Origin of the sequence: Niallia sp. NCCP-28 (assembly GCF_023168165.1) — a bacterium.
Classification (GTDB): Bacteria; Bacillota; Bacilli; order Bacillales; family Cytobacillaceae; genus Niallia.
Map to the genome: position 1 here is coordinate 1 of NZ_BQYJ01000012.1, position 20,937 is coordinate 20,937.

Genomic DNA, 20,937 nt, shown 5'->3' on the forward strand with positions numbered 1-20,937 from the left:
TGGCCCATTGGTCAAGCGGTTAAGACACCGCCCTTTCACGGCGGTAACACGGGTTCGAATCCCGTATGGGTCATACGAATAAAAAGCTGTTAGCAGACGCTAACAGCTTTTTTAGTTTGAGAAAAATAATTCTGTCTGTGGATAACTCATAATATTCACCTTTAGTAATTAAGCACTATAAGTTATTCTGTTTTTAAGCTTTAATAATAATTGTAGGGAGATTGATTGAAGATGTATAAAACAGAAAAAGTTCTCTATTTATATTTTCTTTTTGTCTAGAATCAAAAGGTATTGAGCATAATTCAATTATCCAGCTTGGTTTATACAGTTATAGTAGTAAAATGTATTTTGCATTAACAGGCTGTTGATCTCACCGCGAAGCTAAGAAAAAAATGAAAAATTCAGGTAGTAGATAACTGCCTGTAAAAGCCTGATTGTAATTGTACTTTATAAAGGTTATATATTTGATTGATTTATGTTTTAGACGATTTTAAATAGCCAAATGATAAACATTACATTTACTATTTAAGAAGAACAATTTTTATATTAAAAAATGCATAGAAAGTATAGTTGCTTAATAATTAAAATGAAAATTTAGTAATTTAATTTATCCAATGGATAAAGCCTTTTAAATAAGAGAAAAGTAATAGACTTTTTTAGTATTACGGTAATTTTCCTCTATTTATAAAAATTGTTTTTGATTCTAAAATAAACCCACTTGACATATAGGTTTAATTTGATTAGTATACTGGATATTAAGAGAAATGGAAATATTGCCGATTAGAAAACTAAAGGCACGGGATCAAAATAATAGAAATTATTTTGATCCCGTGCCTTTTTGTTTTGTGCTGCTCCACAAATAAAGTTTAACTAATAATCAGTGTTGGCTTTTGCATCTCCCATCTAGATTTCTTGTATTCCCTTATCATCTCTTAGGTGAGAATCAAAAGCCTGTTAATGCTTGATAAAAAATATTTCAGACTGTTCACAAACGCTCATTTTTTTGATTGTTTTTTTGATTAAATTCCCTTGGTAGCTCCGCTTCTCTCGAGGATTTGGACCTCAAAAGCTCAAAAGCCAAATGTTTTCTATCGGCCCGAAAATTCAGCAAAATGAATTTCATTTTCACTTTGAAATATAGACATATTTATATTTAAGAAAAATACTAGAAAAATTAAATTGTAAAATATTAAAAATAGGGGAGTCAAGTAATGAGAAAACTTAAAAAATCTTTTTCCGAGTTAATGGCAGAAAATAAAAATGAAATTTTAAATGATAGGATAAAAATTGAACAAATTGAACAACGTATTGATGACAAACAGATGAATGATATCAAGTTTAGTAATACACAAGCAGTAAAAGAAACTAAATAGAAAGCAGTTAATTTATTTTACTGATTATTAGTTGAAAAAATATCTATTTTTTTAGGCATACGCAGGTTCTCTTCAGAAAGAGATTGTTACACTTAATTATTCCTTCTCTGGGTAGTATTAAAGAGAAACTTATCTAAGATTCTCTCAGAACAAATAAAAAAAATTTGAAGAAGCAAAGTTTGTTGTTATTTCTGCACTGGAATAACAATTGTTCTGTTGGAGTAAATGGTTCTAGTCTTTTGGAAAGTTAACCTATTTGTTAAATAAATCATCTTCTTAAGTTTGTAAATTAGGAATTCCCCACTTTTAAAAAGCTAGAAGTGGGGAATTCCATAACTAAGTGTTTTGCCAGCACTATCTAATTTATAAAAATATTATAGTGGCTAAAAAAGAGGGAAGATAAAAATCTTCGCTTCTTTTTCTTTTATATCCGGCCTCGTCTTATATCTTCTTCGAGTTTATCTTCACTGGTCATTAGCTTTTTTCCTGGATTATTTAAATCCATGTCGGACGAAATACCTGTATATGGTCCCCTAAACATGTCGCCAGTAGCCAATATTTTTCTATCTGGAGCTTCAAAAAAAGGTTTAACGTCTGATGGATGCTGCTCTAATAGGTATTCTTCTTCACTTTTGCTCAAATTATTTCCCACCTTTTCTAGTTTATCTTTATTAGTTTTTCTAAAGTAGAAAAAAGTATGTTAAAAAATCAACAAAGTATTTTAGTTGTTTAAACATAAAAAATTTATAATATCATAAAATTAAAAAAACAAAAAGGAAATCGGCGCTAACGGATAGAATATTAGAAATAGTAAGATACTTATTACAAAACCCCAAAGTAATCCGTTTTCATTTTAATTAGTAGAATTAGTTTTATTTGTAGAAATACAGGGAAATTAATTCTTGTACAACTTTGTAGGACAGTATTTACCGGAATAATTGAATTAGAAAGTAGGATGCAAGTGGAAACAGTATATCCATCACAATTTCAGCTACATTTATTTCATGAAGGGAACTTGTTTGAAAGCTATAAATTGCTAGGATCGCACGTTTATAGAGATAAAGAAGAGGTTTACACAATATTTTGTGTGTGGGCGCCAAATGCGCAAAGTATTGGACTAGTAGGAGATTTTAATAACTGGGAAGCAGATAAGTATCCCTTAGAACGTATTAACGAAGAAGGAATATGGTTTATTAAAATTAACAAGGACTTAACCGGGGCATTGTATAAGTATCAGATTACATCTTCTGAAGGAAATACGTTTTTAAAGTCGGATCCATATGCATTTTATTCAGAATTAAGACCCAATACGGCATCAATTGTCTATTCTTTAGATGGGTATAAGTGGAATGATGCAAGATGGAGACAAAAAAAGACAAAAAAGAATAGCTTGAATGAGCCTCTTGCAATCTATGAAGTGCACCTTGGCTCGTGGAAATTGCATGAGGATGAAAGTCTTTATACCTACCGTGAGTTGGCAGATGAACTGATTCCTTATTGCTTAGATCAAGGGTTTACTCATATTGAGATATTGCCTTTAGTGGAACATCCACTAGATATTTCATGGGGATATCAAGGTACAGGCTATTATTCAGCTACGAGTCGCTTTGGTGAACCAAAAGATCTCATGTATTTTATTGATCAATGCCATCAAAATGGACTGGGAGTAATTTTAGATTGGGTGCCAGGTCATTTTTGTAAAGATGCCCATGGTTTATATCAATTTGATGGGTCTAGCCAATTTGACTACGCCAATCCAAAGGATAGAGAAAATTTGGTTTGGGGAACTGCCAATTTTGATTTGGGGAAAATGGAAGTTCATAGTTTTTTAATTTCAAATGCTCTTTTTTGGATGGAATATTTTCACGTAGATGGTTTCAGGGTAGATGCAGTATCTAATATCATCTATTGGCCAAATTCCAATGAAAGCAGTATGAACCCATATGGAATAGAATTTTTGCAAAAACTCAATAAAACGGTTGCGCAGTATGATCCAACTATATTGATGTTTGCAGAGGACTCCACTGATTGGCCACAAGTTACAGCACCGGTACATTATGGAGGAATTGGCTTTCATTATAAATGGAATATGGGCTGGATGAACGATTTTCTTAAGTACATGGAAACAGAGTCCCAATATAGAAAAGATATGCATGATAAAGTGTCATTTTCACTGCATTATGCATTCTCTGAAAACTTTGTATTGCCATTTTCCCATGATGAGGTTGTTCATGGAAAAAAATCTCTCCTTAATAAAATGCCAGGAGACTATTGGCAAAAATTCGCCCAATTTAGACTTTTGATTGGTTTTATGATGGCCCATCCAGGCAAAAAGTTATTGTTTATGGGAGCGGAATTTGCTCAATTTTCAGAGTGGAAAGACAAAGAGCAGCTCGATTGGCTTCTTTACGATTATGACATGCATAAAAAAGCTAATGATTTTATAAAAGCGATATTAAAAATATATAAACGTTCAAAACCTCTTTATGAATTGGATCATGTTTATGAAGGATTTGAATGGATAGATGTAAATAATAGAGACCAATCTATTTTCTCTTTCATCCGTAAAGGAAAAAACCCAGAAGATTTTCTTATTGTGGTATGTAATTTTACTTATCACACTTACGAAGATTATTTAATTGGTGTACCAAAGGATGGCAGTTATCGGGAAATATTAAATAGCGATGCTGAGGAATTTGGGGGAGCCAATTATATAAATAAAAAAGTAATAAAAGCCCAAGAAGTTTCATTCCATGGAAGACCATTTTCCGTTCAGTTAACGATACCAGCTTTTAGTATCACTATTTTAAGGCCAGTACAACATCGGAAGGAGAGAAAAGGAAATGGGAAAGAAAAGATGCGTGGCAATGCTATTAGCAGGAGGAAAGGGGAGTAGATTATACTCTTTAACCAAAAGTTTAGCGAAACCGGCTATTCCTTTTGGAGGGAAATACCGAATTATTGATTTTACTCTTAGCAACTGCACTAACTCAGGAATTGAAACAGTTGGTGTACTAACTCAATATCAGCCGCTTGTTTTAAATTCATATATTGGGATAGGAAGCGCCTGGGATCTTGATCGTGTAAATGGAGGCGTAACGGTGCTCCCTCCATATAGTGAATCATCGGAAGTAAAATGGTATACAGGAACTGCAAGTGCTATCTATCAAAATATAAATTATTTGTCTCAATATGATCCTGAATATGTATTAATTCTTTCAGGTGATCATATTTACAAGATGAATTATGAGTCAATGCTAGAGTATCATATTGATAAAAAAGCAGACGCATCTATTTCAGTAATTGAAGTTCCATGGAATGAAGCAAGTAGATTTGGCATTATGAATACAAATAAGAATATGGATATTGTTGAATTTGAGGAAAAGCCGGCAAATCCGAAAAATAATTTAGCATCAATGGGCATCTATATTTTTAAATGGAAAGTGTTAAAAAAATTATTGGAAGAAGATAATTTGAATAAAAATTCGTCCCATGATTTCGGCAAAGACATTATTCCACTGTTAATTGAACAAAATAAAAAAGTGGTAGCCTATCCATTTAAAGGATACTGGAAAGATGTCGGTACTGTGCAAAGCTTATGGGAAGCGAATATGGATTTATTAGATGAAAAAAGCGAATTAAATATTTCTGATTATGATTGGAGAATTTATACAGTAAATCCTAATCAGCCTCCGCAATATATCTCAGACGAAGCAAAGGTAAAAGAGTCGATGATTAATGAAGGCTGCATAATCAGCGGAAATATTGAAAAATCGATAGTGTTCCAAGGTGTAAATGTTGGTGCTGGGACTGTAATACGTAGTTCTGTGATTATGCCAGATGCTGAGATTGGTGAAAATGCTTATATTGAAAAAGCGATAGTCCCTTCTAACATCCGTATACCAGATGGAATGGTCATTAAACCAAATAATAAAACAGATGAAGTAGTTTTAGTAACAGAAGAGATGGTTAATGAATTAATTTCCTAACAAACTAGAGGGAGGGTACCATGATGATGAAATCAATGCTTGGAGTTATTGATGCAACTACTTATAAGGATGATTTGGAAGAATTAATTGCACACCGTTCACTGGCAGGGTTACCCATAGCAGGCAGATATCGACTAATTGATTTTGTGTTATCCAATATGGTGAATTCAGGTATAGGAAGTGTAGCGATTTTTCCTAAATATCAATATCGGTCATTAATGGACCATTTAGGTTCAGGGAAAAATTGGGATTTGGATCGAAAAAGAGATGGTTTATTCTTCTTTCCGGCTTCTATAACAGATGGAACAAGTGAAGGCATTGGTTCATTTAATCAGTTTGCAGCAAATATTGATTATTTTTTAAGAAGCAAACAAGAGTATGCTTTAGTGGCAAATTGTTATACAGTGTTTAATATGAATTTTAATCCTGTCTTAGAACGGCACCTCCAGTCTGGCTGCGATATTACAGAGATAAGAAGTGGCGGAGAATCATTAGAAATATATCTGGTGAAAAAATCATTATTGATTGATTTGATTCAAACACGTGATATAACCGGCTATACATGCATGAAAGATATTAGGTTAGATCTCCATCATAATTATAAAATATGTGACTATGAATATACCGGCTATGCCGAAAAAATAGATTCTATCTCCACTTATTTCCGGGTAAGCAATGAGATATTAAAAATGAATATCTGGAGCCAGCTGTTTTTAAAGGATCGTCCTATTTTTACAAAAGTAAAGGATGAACCGCCTACTCATTACACTAATACAAGTGAAGTCAAAAATTCCATGATTGCAAATGGAAGCATTATTGAAGGCCAAGTAGAAAATAGCATTATTGCCCGGGCAGTAAAAATTGGCAAAGGCTCTATCATAAAAAATTGCATTATTATGCAAAAGTGTACAATTGGTGACAATTGTGAGTTAGATTCAGTGATTTTAGATAAAGATGTGATGGTTGAAAACGGAACTAGAATGAACGGTACTCTTAATTCTCCGTTTGTTGTTAGAAAAGGAACTGTGCAAGGAGCGCTGATGAATTCGTGAAAATATTATTTGCTGTATCAGAATGTGTACCTTTTATAAAATCTGGGGGGCTAGCAGATGTTGCTGGTTCCCTTCCTAAAGAATTAAAAAAGCAGGGAACAGAAGTCTCTGTAATTATGCCTAAGTATAAAGATATCCCAGAAATATTTTTAGGCAAATTAAAAAAGAAGCTGGATTTTACTGTTCAAATTGGTTGGAGAAAACAATATTGTGGCATTGAAGCATTAGAAATGGATGGCATTACTTTTTATTTTGTGGATAATGAGTACTATTTTAAAAGGTCAGGTTTATATGGCTACATAGATGATGGAGAGCGTTTTGCTTTCTTTAATCGCGCTGTTTTGGAAAGTTTATCGCATCTTAATGAATACCCAGATATCATCCATTGTCATGACTGGCATACAGCTATGATTCCATTACTATTAAAAGCGGATTATCAGTGGAAACAAGAATATAGTTCTATTAAAACGGTGTTTACAATACATAATCTACAATTTCAAGGCATTATGCCAAGAGGGGTAATTGGCGATTTATTGTCACTAGACTATGACTATCTAACTGTGCAAAATATGGAATTTGACGGCAATGTAAACTTTATGAAATCTGCTATTATGTCTAGTGATAAGATTACAACTGTCAGCCCAACATATAAAAATGAAATTCAAACAGAATATTATGGAGAAAAGCTTAATAACTTATTAGTAGGCAGGAATGAGGATCTATATGGAATCATCAATGGCATCGATGAATTAACCTATAATCCAGAAACAGATGATGAAATTGTACAAAAATATTCTCATACTGCGATAGAAAAAAAGTATAAGAACAAACAATTTATTCAAAAGAAATTTGCATTAAAAGAAGATAAATCAGTTCCAATCATCTGCATGATTACTAGATTGACAAAACAAAAAGGCTTAGAGCTAGTAAGGCATGTATTTCATGAATTAATGAAAGAAGATGTCCAGTTTATTGTTCTGGGAACAGGAGATCCTGAATTTGAACAATTCTTCCGCGATATGGAGCATCAATATCCAGAAAAATGTAGAGCGTATATCGGGTTCGATGAAAAGCTGGCACATCAGCTATATGCAGGGGCTGATTTATTTTTAATGCCATCTAGATTTGAACCGTGTGGATTAGGTCAACTAATTGCTTTGAAATATGGAAACATACCAGTTGTTCGAGAAACTGGAGGACTAAATGATACTGTTTTCTCCTATGACGAAAGAACGGGATTAGGAAATGGATTCAGCTTTACCAATTTTAATGCACATGACATGTTGTATACCATTCGCAGAGCTTTATATTTTTATTCAAAAGAAAAAGATATTTGGCTGCATATTATTAAAAGCGCCATGATTATGGACAATAGTTGGGCTCAGTCTGCTTTTAAATATAATCAGTTGTACGCAGAGCTAATCTCAAGGAGTGAAACGCATGTTTACGAATAAAGAAGCTTTTAAAACATATTTTCTTCAAAAGCTTGAGATGACATATGGAAAAACATTTGAAGACAGCACGAGCAGTGACCATTTTCAAATATTAGGGCATATGATTAGAGAATATGTTAGTACGAATTGGATTAATACAAACGAAGCATATCGTAAAAATCAAGGAAAGCAAGTTTACTATTTATCCATTGAATTTTTACTGGGAAGACTGCTTTATCATAATTTAATCAATTTAGGAATAGAAAAAGTCGTAACAGAAGGATTAAATGAATTAGGCATAAATTTGCGGGATATAGAGGAAATCGAACATGATGCAGGGTTAGGAAATGGCGGATTAGGAAGACTGGCAGCTTGTTTCTTGGATTCTTTAGCTACATTAAATCTTCCAGGTCATGGATTTGGAATTCGCTATAAGCATGGCTTATTTGAACAGCGAATTGTAGATGGCTACCAGATCGAACTTCCTGAACAATGGCTGAAGCATGGTCAAGTATGGGAAGTAAGAAAAGAAGATTTGGCTGTTGATATTCAATTTTGGGGCAATATAGATATGTATGAAAAAGATGGAAAGTTACAGTTTCGGCATTTAAATGCCGAAACTGTAACTGCCGTTCCTCATGACGTGCCTGTTATTGGATATGATACAACTACGGTTAATACACTAAGATTATGGAACGCCGAACCAGCCTCTCTTTTAGCAAAAGATGTGAATGATATTATGCGATATAAAAGAGAAACAGAAAAAATATCTGAATTTTTATATCCAGATGATGCAAATGATGAAGGAAAAATACTTCGGTTAAAACAACAATACTTCCTTGTATCTTCCAGCTTGCAATCCATTATAAAAAATTATAAACAGCAGTATAAAGATATAAGGAACTTTCACCAACATATAAGCATTCATATAAACGATACCCACCCAGTTTTAGCTATCCCAGAATTAATGAGAATTTTATTAGATAATGAAGGATTGCCTTGGGAAGAGGCATGGGAAATTACAAAAAATACAATTTCCTATACGAATCATACTACTTTGTCAGAGGCTTTAGAGAAATGGCCAATTTATATTTTTCAGCCACTATTACCTCGCATCTATATGATTATTCAGGAGATAAACGAACGATTTTGCAATGAATTGTGGGATAAATATCCAGGCGATTTCCACAAAATAGAGAATATGGCTATCATTGCTCATAGCATGGTCAAGATGGCACATTTAGCATTAGTAGGAAGCTATAGTGTTAATGGAGTAGCAGAAATTCATACAGAAATATTGAAAACAAGAGAAATGAATGATTTTTATCAATTTTTCCCTCAAAAATTTAATAATAAAACAAATGGGATAACACATAGGCGTTGGTTAATTAAAGCTAATCCTAAATTAACTCAATTGGTAACAGATACAATCGGCAGTGAATGGATACATCAACCTGGACAGTTAAATGAATTGCTTCATTTTCAACAAGACAATGGATTTTTGCAGCAACTGGCATCCATCAAACAAGAAAATAAAATCCAGTTGGCCAAAATTATAAAAGAAAGCAATGGAATTACAGTCAATCCAGAGTCTATTTTTGATGTGCAAGTAAAAAGATTGCATGCATATAAACGACAGCTTTTAAATGTGCTGCATATTATGCATTTGTATAATAGATTAAAGGAAAATCCTAATCTTGATATTACACCAAGAACATTTATTTTTGGGGCAAAAGCTTCGCCAGGATATTATTACGCGAAAAAAATCATTAAGTTAATAAATTCGGTTGCAGATAAAGTGAACAAAGATAAAACGATTCAAGATAAAATAAAAGTTGTATTTCTTGAAAATTATCGGGTTTCCTTGGCAGAGCATATATTTCCAGCAGCGGATGTCAGTGAACAAATCTCTACAGCATCTAAAGAAGCATCAGGAACAGGGAATATGAAGTTTATGATGAATGGTGCGTTAACTGTAGGAACGTTGGATGGAGCTAATATTGAAATGAAAGATTTGGTTGGAGATGACAATATTTTCATCTTTGGCATGAATGCAGATGAAGTTTTAGGTCTTTATCAAAATGGTGGATATAGATCTACAGAATACTATCATCATGATAAGCGTATAAAAGAAGTTGTCGACCAATTAAAAAATGGATTTTTCCATGATACAAATAATGAGTTTGACCCTATATTCGATTCATTGCTAATTGAAAATGACCAATATTTTGTATTAAAAGATTTTCATTCATATGAAAATATTCATCAAGTGGTTGATGAAACCTATCAAAATCAACAAAAGTGGCTGCAAATGTGTGCCATTAATATTGCAAAATCTGGACATTTTTCCAGTGATAGAACCATTAAAGAATATGCAGATGACATTTGGAAAATAAAAGCTACTTTCTAAAGGCATCCAAAAAACCTAGTGTTCATCTTTGCTAGGTTTTTTGGCATTACAAGCAATAAGTCCCTTTTGGTTTATGCTGCATAAAACGAGAAAACAACTTATTCCAGTATACAGTCTGCTTGCCTATGTTTTTTATTTTTCCTCATCAACATAACCATCTGTCTTATGATATGGCACATCGCCAAATGGCGCTTCAACGCCTTCGTCATCAAGTGCTTCTTCGTACTGTTCATGTTGTTTGCTAGGATAAACAGTTTGATTTTTCCCTTCAATATCTGTAGCTACAAAGGATTCATAGTCTTCAGTAAAACCTTCATCATCTCCATCACGATCATAGAGACTTCCATAATCTTCAAAATCGCCTCTTAAATCAGAAGGGGTTTCCGATGTACCATATCTAGCCACTTCTTGAAAACTATCGTCATAATCTCTTACTCCATCTGTATCATAATGGCGATAAACATTGCCATGTGCCGGTTCTAATAATTCTTCTTCTACAGGTCTATCCTGTGCTACGGATTGTTCTGGACTGTATTCTTTAAGCGTTAAAGCAGTAGGAACAGCTTCTAAACGCTCATAAGGTATATCCTGCCCCGAAACGCGGCAAACCCCATATGTTCCTTTTTCAATTGCCTGAAGAGCATTATTAATCTTATTTAACTCGGATTGATCATGTTCTTCTAGTGCATAATCTTTTTCCCGCTCATAAAGTTCTGTGGCCATATCTGCAGGATGATTATCATAACTCGAAAGTTCTCCTACTGACTCCCGCTGATTATCCTCATCTACGTAATGAGTTTGTCTATTGGAAATTTCAGCTTTTCTATCTTCTAATTCTTTTTTTAGCGTATTTATTTGTTCTTTCGTTAACAAAGCTATCACATCCTTATCCAAAACTTAAATAGTAATTGTAGTATAAGCGATTATGGAAAAAATAAACCAAGCATCACTTTTTACTTAACTTTCCCCATATAGCTGCAGATAAAACATAGATAAATGATATCTTCCATCTCTCATAAATATTTTTCACTAAAAAGAAAGCAATCGAAAACTCACATTTTTGGATAAAAAAATTATCCCTATTTAAGGGAATTCTAGCCTTTCCTAAGGAATAAAAAGAGGAAATATCTTGCTGGGTAAAAGCCCGATGGAAAAAACCACAGACATTACCACGGTCCTGTACCAATGTCTGTGTAATCTATATTCTATTTTGTCTCAAGGAGCAATCAGAAAAGCTAACTGATTGAAGGTTCACTTCCTTGGAGATGTCAGTAGCCAAGCATGACTCGGCTGAATAAAATGGTTTTAACAGTTAATATATAAAAGACTTAAAGCAACTATTTATCAAATCTGTTATTAATGTGCTAAATAATAGGGGATATTAAACTTGGAACATTGACATAGTATTGATCACAGGTGTATCTTAAAATAAGTCAATTTGTTGAACAAACAGGTATTTAAAGGGATAAGATTGGAAAGCGACGTGAATTTTTGACTCGTTTTTTAGGGGGATTTACATAGAATGAAATATAGCAAAGGATTATTAGTGGATGATAAAGTTCAGCAAGGAAAAGACTCTTCTTTTTTAGTAAGTAAAGTAATAAAAGTAGAACCAGAAGACTGTCTTGCTTTTTTCGCTAACTATTCATCATATAAAGGAAAACGATTTTTTTGGAAAGACCCAGCATCAGAAAATATTCTAATAGGAATAGGAAAATGTAAAGAAATCTATATCAATAACCACAAAGATCTTTACACAGCAGTGGAACAAAGATGGAGAAAATTTCTGGAAAATAGCAGGTTAATGAATGATTTTAATAGGATTGGAGTAGGACCTACATTATTTGGGGGATTCTCTTTCGATCCAGAAAAACAAAAAACTGAGCTGTGGGAATCATTTGCGGATGCTCATTTTTTTGTGCCTGAATTTATGTTAAGTGAAATAAATGGGGAACAATTTTTAACCGTTAATATGGTAATGGATGAAACAGATGCAATCTATGAACAAAAAATAGAGGATAAGTTATCGCTGTTTTTCCATCATAAAGAAACCGTGAAACCGTATATAGAAAGAAATCCATTAATCAAATCACTGGAAGTTGATGGGGAATATTGGAAAGACGTTGTTGGGAAAGTAGTGAAAAGTTTAAACAGTACATTAAAGAAAGTAGTATTAGCAAGAGAATGCAGACTAGTATTTAAAGAAGAGATTCAAACAGAATCTGTACTTGATCAATTGCTTAGGGAACAAAATAATAGCTATATTTTTGCATTAGAGGAAGGGGATAATTGTTTTATTGGCGCCACGCCGGAGAGGCTAGTAAAAAAGACTGGCAATGAAGTATTGTCTACTTGTCTAGCTGGTTCTATTCCCCGAGGAGAAGATGAAGCGAAGGATCAGGAGCTTGGAGCAAAGCTTTTGGCAGATGAAAAGAATCGAACAGAACATCAATATGTAGTGAATATGATACAGTCTGCCATGGAAATGGTTTGTCGACAAGTCGAGATACCAACTGCACCAATTTTAATGAAGATGAGGGATATTCAGCATTTATATACACCAGTTAAAGGTATTTTAAAAGAAAAAGAATCGCTAATTGAATTAATTAGGCTATTACATCCAACTCCAGCATTAGGAGGATTTCCTAAAATGTTAGCGATAGAAAAAATTAGAGAAGAAGAACAGTTGGATAGGGGATTATATGGAGCTCCTTTAGGATGGATAGATTACCAGGGAAATGGAGAATTTGCTGTTAGCATCCGCTCAGGCCTTATTCAAAAAAATGAGGCATCTATATTTGCTGGCTGTGGCATTGTAGCAAATTCGGATGTGGAATTAGAATATAAAGAAACTGCAATGAAGTTTAGACCAATGCAGAGAGCTTTAGGAGGAAAACAATGAATCACCAACAAAACTTAACTGCTTATTTGTATGCCTTTATTAACGAATTAGTGCAGAGTGGTATTGAAAACGTCGTCATTAGTCCTGGATCTCGTTCTACACCTATTGCCATGCTAATGGCAGAACAAGCAAAGCTAAATCTATTTGTTCATGTTGATGAAAGATCTGCAGCTTTTTATGCATTGGGGATGGCAAAAGCATCAAAAAAACCAACTGTTTTATTATGTACATCCGGCACAGCTGCTGCTAATTATTTTCCAGCCATTATTGAAGCAAAGATCTCACGGATTCCTTTGATTGTATTGACGGCAGATCGCCCTCATGAATTGCGTGATGTTGGGGCTCCCCAGGCAATCAATCAAATCGAATTATATGGAAACCAGGTGAAGTGGTTTGTGGAAATGTCCCCGCCAGACGGCACAGAAGGAATGATTCGCTATGCTAAAACAGTTGGCGCAAGAGCGGTAGCTACAACTCTTTTGGATCCTAAAGGTCCAGTGCATGTGAATTTGCCTATCCGTGAGCCGCTTATACCAGATTTAGAACATATAGAAGCATACCAAAAAAAAGAAAAAAACAATTCATCTATTCATATAGAACAAGGCTCATTAGCTATTGCGGAAGAATATTTCCAGTCGTTAGCAAAAAAGTTGCAATCACAAACAAATGGAATCATTATTTGCGGAGAATTATATAAGGAAAATTTTCCTGAAAGTTTATTTAAGTTAGCCAAGAAATTAAACTTTCCAATATTGGCAGATCCTCTTTCACAATTAAGAACTAATATAGATGGAGAAGAGTTTATTATCGATGCATATGATACTTTTTTGCGAAATGAAACAGCTAAGCAAAAGCTGAAGCCAAATATCATTATTCGTTTTGGCAGTATGCCTATTTCCAAAGCTCTTACTTTGTTTTTAAAAGAACATAAAGATGTAGAACAGCTTGTTGTCGATGGAGGAGGAGGATTTAGAGATCCGAATCAGCTGACTTCCGAAATGATCTATTGTGAGGAAGTATTATTTTGCGAAAGGCTAGTCTCGTATTTTCCAAGTTGCTCAATAAATCACGAATTAATTTCTTGGCAAAATATCAATCGTCTAACAAAAAAAGCATTAAGACAAATAGAAGATGCAGCTGATATGAGTGAAGGAAAGTTATTTTCTATGCTGGGAAATTTATTGCCTGAGGATGCTGTTCTTTTTGTTGGCAATAGTATGCCAATTCGAGATTTAGATACTTTTTTTCATTTGCAGCAGAAAAAAATAACGGTTTTTGCCAATAGAGGAGCAAATGGAATAGACGGAACGGTATCCACTGCTTTAGGTGTTGGAGCAGCAACTAAACCTCAGCCATTATATTTAGTTGTTGGGGATTTAACCTTTTTCCATGATTTAAATGGTTTAATTGCGGCAAAGCAATTTCATATCTCAATTACTGTTTTGCTGATTAATAATAATGGTGGGGGGATTTTCTCCTTTTTGCCGCAAGCAAATCATAAAAAACATTTTGAATTATTATTTGGAACCCCTCTAGATTTAGACTTTAAACATGTAGCTTCTATGTATAATGGACAATATCTATCGATAGAAAATTGGCTTCAATTGGAACAAGAACTAACTCAGAAAAAAGAGGTTAATTCACTGCGGATTATTGAAATAAAAACAAATCGAGATGAAAATTTAGCTGAACATCGAAATTTGCTAAATAATGTTTCCCAGGAAATAGACTTGTACTTTAAGGATGGAATTTGATGAATATTGTTGTGGATGATGTTGCCTATCATGTCGAAATATATGGCCAAGGAGAACCTTTTGTTTTATTGCATGGTTTTACAGGAGATTGCAGCACCTGGTATCCTTTTATCCCAGTTTGGAAAAAAACTTGTCGATTAATTCTAATTGATATTATTGGGCATGGCAAAACCGATTCTTCCATGGATATCTGTAAATATAATATATTAACTGTAGCCAGCCATATAAAAGAAATTTTAATGGAGCTTAATGTGAATGCTGCGCATGTATTAGGCTACTCTATGGGAGGAAGACTTGCTCTTACCTTCGCAATCAAATATCCTGATTTTGTTCGAAAATTAGTTTTAGAAAGTGCTTCTCCTGGTTTGGCAGCAGAAGCAGAGAGAAAAGAAAGAAGAATACAGGATGAAAAACTAGGAAAATCTATTGTAGAAGAAGGAGTAGAAAAGTTTATAGACAAATGGGAGAATATCCCTTTGTTTGAAAGTCAACAACATTTGCCCAGCTTTATAAAAGATAATATAAAAAAGCAGCGTTTGCAGAATAATGCATTAGGTCTGCAGCTTAGCTTATTGGGAATGGGGACAGGACAGCAGCCATCTTGGTGGGATGATTTGCATAAGCTAACAAGGGAAACGCTGTTAATTACAGGAGAATCAGATACAAAATTTTGTGGTATAGCGAAACAGATAAAAGAATATAACCATCAAATTCAATGGCGGAAGATTAAAGAAGCAGGCCATGCAATTCATGTGGAGAAAAGTGAAATATTTGGTACAATAGTAAAGGAGTTTTTATCAAATTAAACAAAAAGATTTGATAGATGATTCAAAGGAAAAAAGGAGGAAATAAAGATGACTGTAGAATGGGTAGCAGTACGCCAATATGATGAAATTATATATGAAACATATAATGGCATTGCAAAAATTACGATAAATAGACCTCATGTACATAATGCTTTTACGCCGAAAACGGTAAGTGAATTAATCGATGCATTTGCAAGAGCAAGGGATGACAGCAATGTTGGGGTTATCGTATTAACAGGTGCAGGAGATAAAGCATTTTGTTCCGGCGGCGACCAAAAGGTGAGAGGACATGGCGGATATGTTGGTGATGACCAAATCCCTCGTTTGAATGTATTAGATTTGCAGCGTCTGATTCGTGTCATTCCAAAGCCAGTAATTGCGATGGTTAAAGGCTATGCAATTGGTGGAGGACATGTACTGCATATTGTCTGCGACTTAACGATTGCTGCTGATAATGCTGTATTTGGACAGACAGGACCAAATGTAGGAAGCTTTGATGCCGGATATGGCTCTGGCTATTTAGCACGTATTGTCGGTCATAAAAAGGCTCGCGAAATTTGGTTTTTATGCAGACAATATAATGCCGAAGAAGCATTAGATATGGGATTAGTCAATACGGTAGTCCCATTGGATCAAGTAGAAGAAGAAACAATTAAATGGTGTGAGGAAATTCTTGAAAAAAGTCCGACTGCATTACGTTTCTTAAAAGCTGCATTTAATGCAGATACAGATGGCTTAGCAGGAATTCAGCAATTTGCAGGAGATGCAACATTGTTGTATTATACAACAGATGAAGCAAAAGAAGGCAGAGATTCATTTAAAGAAAAACGCAAACCAGATTTTGGGCAATTCCCTCGTTTTCCTTAATAAGCAAGATTATTAAAAAACAAATAATAATAGGTGGTTTTAGTATGTTCAGATGCAAAAAAGGAAGCAGGTTTTGCTGTTTCTAAAAGCGTCGGCTGCTATGCCACCTTTATTTATTAAAAAGGTGAGAAAATTGAATCCAGATATACTTCCTAATTTTTTGAAAAATAGAGCAGCATTAACTCCAAATAGAGAAGCGATTGTTTTTAAGGATAAACGTTTAACTTTCAAAGAGTTATATCAAGAGGCTTATTATAGAGCAGGCGTATTGACAGCAAGCGGTGTAACGGAGAAAGCATATGTTGGCTTTTTGGTAAAAAGCGATTTAGATACAGTCATTTCTTTGCTGGCCTTACAGATTATTGGTGCAAAGGCTGTGTTATTAAATAACCGATTAACAGCAGATGAATTAGTCTATCAATTGAATGATGCTCGTGTTGAGTTTCTTGTAACAGAACCGGTATTTAATTCAGTTTGTAAACAGATAAAGGAGCAAATGCCAGCATTAAATATAATGGATAAACAAGCTGCCGCTTCTTATGCTGAGCCCAGTGAAAAAAAGATAATCCATTTAGCGGATACTTGTACCATTATGTATACATCTGGAACAACAGGATTTCCGAAAGGTGTTATTCAAACATATGGAAACCACTGGTGGAGTGCAATGGGCAGTGTCTTAAATCTTGGTTTGCATGAAAAAGATGCATGGTTATGTGCAGTACCACTATTTCATATTAGCGGATACTCCATCTTAATTAGAAGCATGGTATATGGGATAAAGTTAGTGCTCCATGATCATTTTGAAGTAGATAAGATATTAAGAGATATAGAAAAAGAAAAAATAAGTATCATGTCCGTTGTCACTACAATGCTGCAAAAAATTGAATTTGCCGTGGAAAAAAGCTTACCTTTGACTTTTCGCTGTATGCTCCTTGGAGGAGGACCTGCCTCTTTAGATTTATTAAATAGCTGCATGAAAAAAGGAATCCCTGTTTACTATTCCTATGGCATGACAGAAACTTCGTCACAAATAGTAACCTTAGCTTCAGAGTATAGCACAAAAAAAATTGGATCTGCCGGCAAGGCATTATTCCCTGCTCAAATAAAAATCATGGATGATAAAGGAAATGAAACTGCTCCCAATATTCCTGGCGAAATTGCTGTATATGGGCCAAATGTATCTCAAGGATATTTAAATAAGGGAAAAATATCAATAGATGGCTGGTTTTATACAGGGGATATCGGGTATATAGACTCAGAGGGATTTCTTTTTGTACTAGATAGACGAACAGATCTCATTATTTCAGGAGGAGAGAATATTTATCCTGCTGAAATAGAGGGTGTGCTTACAGCCATAAATGGAATAATAGATGCAGGAGTAGTGGGAGAAAAAAATGAAGAGTGGGGCGAGGTGCCGATTGCTTTTGTGGTAAAGGAACATAACGTTGTGTTAACAGAGGAAACTATTTTGAATATCTGCAAACAAAAGCTGGCAAAATATAAAGTGCCTAAAAAAGTCTATTTTATTTCTGAAATTCCAAGAAATGCATCTAAAAAAATATTGCGCAGGAAGTTGAGAAACTAGGCATTTTCTTAAATTAGAATAAATTGCTTAAGTGGGGGAAGTTTAGATTATGGAGTTATATAAAGGTTCCTTATATTGGCCGACTACATTAGCAAATCTGGAAATACCAGAGTATCCTATTTTACATAAAGAAGTAACCTGCGATTGTTTAATTATTGGCGGCGGGATGTCAGGGGCTCTTTGCTCTTACTTGTTGGCAGATGAATCTTTGGATATCATTCTGGTTGATAAAAGGAAGATATCAACTGGCAGTTCTTCAGCAAATACAGGTTTGCTTCAGTATGCAAATGATAAAATGCTTCATGAGTTTGCAGAAAGCATTGGAGAAGAAAAAGCCGTGCGTTTTTACAAATTATGCTATGAAGCAATGAAAAAGCTGCAGGCTATTGCAGAATCACTTGAATCGGATGTACAATTTCAGCCAAGAAAAAGCCTATACTATGCAACAGATAAGAATGATGTAGAGAAATTGCAGAAAGAGTATAGTCTGTTAAAAAAACATGGATTTGATGCAGAATATTTAACAGAAGAAGAGATAGAAAAAATATACGGCTTTAAAAAGCCGGCAGCTATACTGACAACTGGAGATGCCGAAATTAATCCCCAACTGTTTGTGATGGAATTGATTAAAGAAGCGCTTCAAAAAAAGGTTAAAGTATTTGAGCATACAAAAGTGACAGAAGAGGGTTTCCATAATGGATATTGGAAATTTACAAGTGACAATGGTGTAATCTATGCGAAGAAGGTAATCTATTCTACTGGTTATGAAGGCATAAACTTTGCGGAAAAAGAAGGGGGAGAATTGAATCGTACATATGCAATAGCCACTTCTCCTCTTTCTGAATTCCCCATGTGGAAAGATCAATGTCTTATTTGGGAAACGAAACGACCTTATTTCTATATGAGAACAACATTTGATGGCCGGATTGTTGCAGGTGGTTTAGATGAGGATCAAGTAGAGGCCCCATCAGACCCTGAAATATTAGCACGATATGGAGATAACTTGTTAAAAAGAATAAAAGAGCATTTTCCAGATTATCAAGTAGAAGCAGACTATATATATGGGGCTACATTTGGAGAATCAGATGATGGCATGCCTTATATTGGGGAGCATCCAGAAAAAAAGAATGTTTTTTATTGTTTAGGTTATGGGGGAAATGGCACTGTATATAGCATGTTTGGGGCTGAGATTTTAAAAGATCTGATTATTCATGGAAGTCATCCAGATTGGGATTTAGTTCGATTGAATAGATAAAAGGGACTGCTCCTTTAAGGAGACAGTCTTTTATTGACTAATCTTCTCCAAGAACAGTCCTCTTTTCGGTAGTTTAAAGCGGATTTTTTTTCATTAAGATAAGCTTGGTTCAAATGTTTTACAGTCTGTTTCTTTGCTGGTATCCGCATGTTTGCCGACATGACTTACCACATAAATTTGTTCTGCTCCACATTGATTTCCCTGTTCCCAAAAAGAACAATTTTTCACTTCACAAAGAACATCTTTTGCCATAAAAACATCTCCTCTTTCATTTAATGACTTCTACACAACATCCATTTGCTAATAAAGAATTATTCTAACAATAAAATTATCTAATGAAGAATAATTCTTTATTAGTATGGATAATAACTCCAAAAATAATACAGATAAAATGCAGATGCAGACAAGGAGTGCTTTACATAGATTTTGTTGTTTTTGCTGGCTTCAAAAGAAATAACATCACTTTTTGGTTTGCTGCGACTGTAAGTATTTTTTATCATGCATAAATAACTTCCAGAAAAAATAAAAACCAGGAAACAAAATAACAAATCCGACTATATAAGTTGCAAATAAAGCATGGAACGATTTGGGATCCGTAAAGGCAGAAGTAATAGTTACTTCTGGATAAACGATATAAGGAAGATGTGCTTTTCCATATACATAACTTGCTAATAGATATTGAATGGTGATAGAGACAATTGCCAGCCTTGGAATTCCTTTAACTCCCGGGTTTTTTCGAGAAGGCAGGAACAAGGCTGCTCCTCCGAGTAAAAAAAAGAACAAAGAGGCTAGAAGCAAAAAAAGATCATCCATCATTTTACTGTAAATCCAATTAGCATCCTGTTTTAGTGTAATCATAATAAAAATGGCTGTTAAAAGAGAAATCGGCCCAAGAAAAATAGCATCTCTTCTATAAACACGATATGCTTCTTTTTCAGCAGAGACATTCGAATAGTCTGCTAATAAGAGAGAGGATAAAAATAAAGTGCTGCTTAAAGCGAAGGTGAAAAATGCATATTCATTTCCACTTGTAAATAATCCCACTAAGTCGAGGGATTGTTTCCCTTCGTGAAAATTGACATATCCTCCATGTGTAATTGGCAGCACGCTCAATAATATCCCGGGTATCAGCATTCCTGTTATCCCAGAAATATAAGTTAATGGCTTACGATATTCATGAGCAATATTAGAAAAAACTAAAAAGGCGCTTCGAATAGCCAAAAGCAGAAGAATAGCGCTGCCAGGTATTAATAAAACAGTGCCGAGTGTATAAGCAGCGGTTGGAAACATGCTGTATACAGCAACAACAATGGCCACGATAAATGTATTCGTTACTTCCCATGTTGGAGATAAATAGCGATTAGCAATATTAGTGGCTTTTGTTTTCTCTCTATTGATATATACCATAGACCAAAATCCTGCTCCAAAGTCCATTGTTGCCATAATGGCATAGATGAATACAAACCCCCACAGAACCGTAATTGCTAATAATGAATCTGTCATACATAACA

General features: G+C 34.4%; 16 protein-coding genes and 1 tRNA gene. 13 read left to right on the forward strand and 4 right to left on the reverse strand.

The genetic code is table 11. The annotated features are described in order from the left end of the window. Window position 1 precedes the first annotated feature (1 nt). Window positions 2–73 (forward strand) — tRNA-Glu (locus tag NCCP28_RS20680). Window positions 74–1,211: 1,138 nt separating this feature from the next. Next, window positions 1,212–1,373, forward strand: coding sequence for an FbpB family small basic protein (locus tag NCCP28_RS20685; RefSeq protein ID WP_248563115.1), 162 nt, complete (start codon window positions 1,212–1,214; stop codon window positions 1,371–1,373). Between the two features lie 424 nt (window positions 1,374–1,797). On the opposite strand, the gene NCCP28_RS20690 is transcribed toward NCCP28_RS20685, so the two are convergent. Next, on the reverse strand, window positions 1,798–2,013 hold the full coding sequence (locus NCCP28_RS20690; protein ID WP_248563116.1) for a hypothetical protein: 216 nt from the start codon (window positions 2,011–2,013) through the stop codon (window positions 1,798–1,800). Between the two features lie 315 nt (window positions 2,014–2,328). On the opposite strand from NCCP28_RS20690, the gene glgB reads away from it, so the two are divergent. The 5 genes from glgB to NCCP28_RS20715 are packed head-to-tail and all read left to right on the forward strand — an operon-like array spanning window position 2,329 to window position 10,257. Next, window positions 2,329–4,269 carry a 1,4-alpha-glucan branching protein GlgB gene (gene glgB, locus NCCP28_RS20695; protein ID WP_248563117.1) on the forward strand — a complete coding sequence of 647 codons (1,941 nt, stop codon included), beginning with the start codon at window positions 2,329–2,331 and terminating at the stop codon, window positions 4,267–4,269. After that, window positions 4,217–5,362 carry a glucose-1-phosphate adenylyltransferase gene (locus NCCP28_RS20700; protein WP_248563118.1) on the forward strand — a complete coding sequence of 382 codons (1,146 nt, stop codon included), beginning with the start codon at window positions 4,217–4,219 and terminating at the stop codon, window positions 5,360–5,362. Before glgB ends, NCCP28_RS20700 begins: the two co-directional genes overlap by 53 nt. A 23-nt stretch (window positions 5,363–5,385) precedes the next feature. After that, the gene (locus tag NCCP28_RS20705; RefSeq protein ID WP_248563176.1) at window positions 5,386–6,414 is read left to right on the forward strand and encodes a GlgC family sugar phosphate nucleotidyltransferase; all 1,029 of its coding nucleotides are present in this window, start codon (window positions 5,386–5,388) and stop codon (window positions 6,412–6,414) included. Beyond that, window positions 6,411–7,868 carry a glycogen synthase GlgA gene (glgA, locus tag NCCP28_RS20710; RefSeq protein WP_248563119.1) on the forward strand — a complete coding sequence of 486 codons (1,458 nt, stop codon included), beginning with the start codon at window positions 6,411–6,413 and terminating at the stop codon, window positions 7,866–7,868. The genes NCCP28_RS20705 and glgA overlap by 4 nt, the downstream gene beginning before the upstream one ends. Further along, on the forward strand, window positions 7,855–10,257 hold the full coding sequence (locus tag NCCP28_RS20715; protein ID WP_248563120.1) for a glycogen/starch/alpha-glucan phosphorylase: 2,403 nt from the start codon (window positions 7,855–7,857) through the stop codon (window positions 10,255–10,257). Before glgA ends, NCCP28_RS20715 begins: the two co-directional genes overlap by 14 nt. A 132-nt stretch (window positions 10,258–10,389) precedes the next feature. Here NCCP28_RS20715 and NCCP28_RS20720 read toward each other — a convergent pair whose 3' ends face one another. Further along, a complete protein-coding gene (locus tag NCCP28_RS20720; protein WP_309296644.1) occupies window positions 10,390–11,139 on the reverse strand; it encodes a TraR/DksA C4-type zinc finger protein in 750 nt (249 codons plus the stop codon). A gap of 640 nt (window positions 11,140–11,779) precedes the next feature. Here NCCP28_RS20720 and NCCP28_RS20725 point away from each other — a divergent pair. The 6 genes from NCCP28_RS20725 to NCCP28_RS20750 all read left to right on the forward strand — a co-directional run bounded on the left by NCCP28_RS20725 (window position 11,780) and on the right by NCCP28_RS20750 (window position 19,426). Further along, complete coding sequence (locus NCCP28_RS20725; protein WP_248563122.1) at window positions 11,780–13,159, forward strand: isochorismate synthase; 1,380 nt, start codon at window positions 11,780–11,782, stop codon at window positions 13,157–13,159. Then, the gene (gene menD, locus NCCP28_RS20730) at window positions 13,156–14,913 is read left to right on the forward strand and encodes a 2-succinyl-5-enolpyruvyl-6-hydroxy-3-cyclohexene-1-carboxylic-acid synthase (protein WP_248563123.1); all 1,758 of its coding nucleotides are present in this window, start codon (window positions 13,156–13,158) and stop codon (window positions 14,911–14,913) included. Before NCCP28_RS20725 ends, menD begins: the two co-directional genes overlap by 4 nt. Then, window positions 14,913–15,719, forward strand: coding sequence for a 2-succinyl-6-hydroxy-2,4-cyclohexadiene-1-carboxylate synthase (gene menH / locus NCCP28_RS20735; protein ID WP_248563124.1), 807 nt, complete (start codon window positions 14,913–14,915; stop codon window positions 15,717–15,719). Before menD ends, menH begins: the two co-directional genes overlap by 1 nt. 48 nt (window positions 15,720–15,767) lie before the next feature. After that, on the forward strand, window positions 15,768–16,586 hold the full coding sequence (menB, locus tag NCCP28_RS20740) for a 1,4-dihydroxy-2-naphthoyl-CoA synthase (protein ID WP_248563125.1): 819 nt from the start codon (window positions 15,768–15,770) through the stop codon (window positions 16,584–16,586). Window positions 16,587–16,719: 133 nt separating this feature from the next. Then, complete coding sequence (locus NCCP28_RS20745; protein WP_248563126.1) at window positions 16,720–18,171, forward strand: o-succinylbenzoate--CoA ligase; 1,452 nt, start codon at window positions 16,720–16,722, stop codon at window positions 18,169–18,171. Between the two features lie 49 nt (window positions 18,172–18,220). After that, window positions 18,221–19,426 (forward strand): NAD(P)/FAD-dependent oxidoreductase, encoded by a 1,206-nt coding sequence (locus NCCP28_RS20750; protein WP_248563127.1) that lies wholly within the window; start codon window positions 18,221–18,223, stop codon window positions 19,424–19,426. A gap of 93 nt (window positions 19,427–19,519) precedes the next feature. Here NCCP28_RS20750 and NCCP28_RS20755 read toward each other — a convergent pair whose 3' ends face one another. Continuing rightward, the gene (locus tag NCCP28_RS20755; protein ID WP_248563128.1) at window positions 19,520–19,678 is read right to left on the reverse strand and encodes a DUF1540 domain-containing protein; all 159 of its coding nucleotides are present in this window, start codon (window positions 19,676–19,678) and stop codon (window positions 19,520–19,522) included. A 207-nt stretch (window positions 19,679–19,885) separates the two neighbouring features. Then, window positions 19,886–20,929: a cytochrome d ubiquinol oxidase subunit II gene (locus NCCP28_RS20760; protein WP_248563129.1), complete on the reverse strand. Its 1,044-nt coding sequence runs from the start codon at window positions 20,927–20,929 to the stop codon at window positions 19,886–19,888. Window positions 20,930–20,937: the final 8 nt, after the last annotated feature.

Excerpts from the sequence above, each read along its gene's own strand:
- menH (WP_248563124.1), top strand. The coding sequence starts at position 14,913 with ATGAATATTGTTGTGGATGATGTTGCCTATCATGTCGAAATATATGGC.
- NCCP28_RS20715 (WP_248563120.1), top strand. The coding sequence starts at position 7,855 with ATGTTTACGAATAAAGAAGCTTTTAAAACATATTTTCTTCAAAAGCTT.
- NCCP28_RS20685 (WP_248563115.1), top strand. The coding sequence starts at position 1,212 with ATGAGAAAACTTAAAAAATCTTTTTCCGAGTTAATGGCAGAAAATAAA.
- menD (WP_248563123.1), top strand. The coding sequence starts at position 13,156 with ATGAATCACCAACAAAACTTAACTGCTTATTTGTATGCCTTTATTAAC.
- glgB (WP_248563117.1), top strand. The coding sequence starts at position 2,329 with ATGCAAGTGGAAACAGTATATCCATCACAATTTCAGCTACATTTATTT.
- NCCP28_RS20725 (WP_248563122.1), top strand. The coding sequence starts at position 11,780 with ATGAAATATAGCAAAGGATTATTAGTGGATGATAAAGTTCAGCAAGGA.
- NCCP28_RS20760 (WP_248563129.1), bottom strand. The coding sequence starts at position 20,929 with ATGACAGATTCATTATTAGCAATTACGGTTCTGTGGGGGTTTGTATTC.
- NCCP28_RS20705 (WP_248563176.1), top strand. The coding sequence starts at position 5,386 with ATGATGAAATCAATGCTTGGAGTTATTGATGCAACTACTTATAAGGAT.
- NCCP28_RS20750 (WP_248563127.1), top strand. The coding sequence starts at position 18,221 with ATGGAGTTATATAAAGGTTCCTTATATTGGCCGACTACATTAGCAAAT.
- NCCP28_RS20755 (WP_248563128.1), bottom strand. The coding sequence starts at position 19,678 with ATGGCAAAAGATGTTCTTTGTGAAGTGAAAAATTGTTCTTTTTGGGAA.
- menB (WP_248563125.1), top strand. The coding sequence starts at position 15,768 with ATGACTGTAGAATGGGTAGCAGTACGCCAATATGATGAAATTATATAT.
- NCCP28_RS20700 (WP_248563118.1), top strand. The coding sequence starts at position 4,217 with ATGGGAAAGAAAAGATGCGTGGCAATGCTATTAGCAGGAGGAAAGGGG.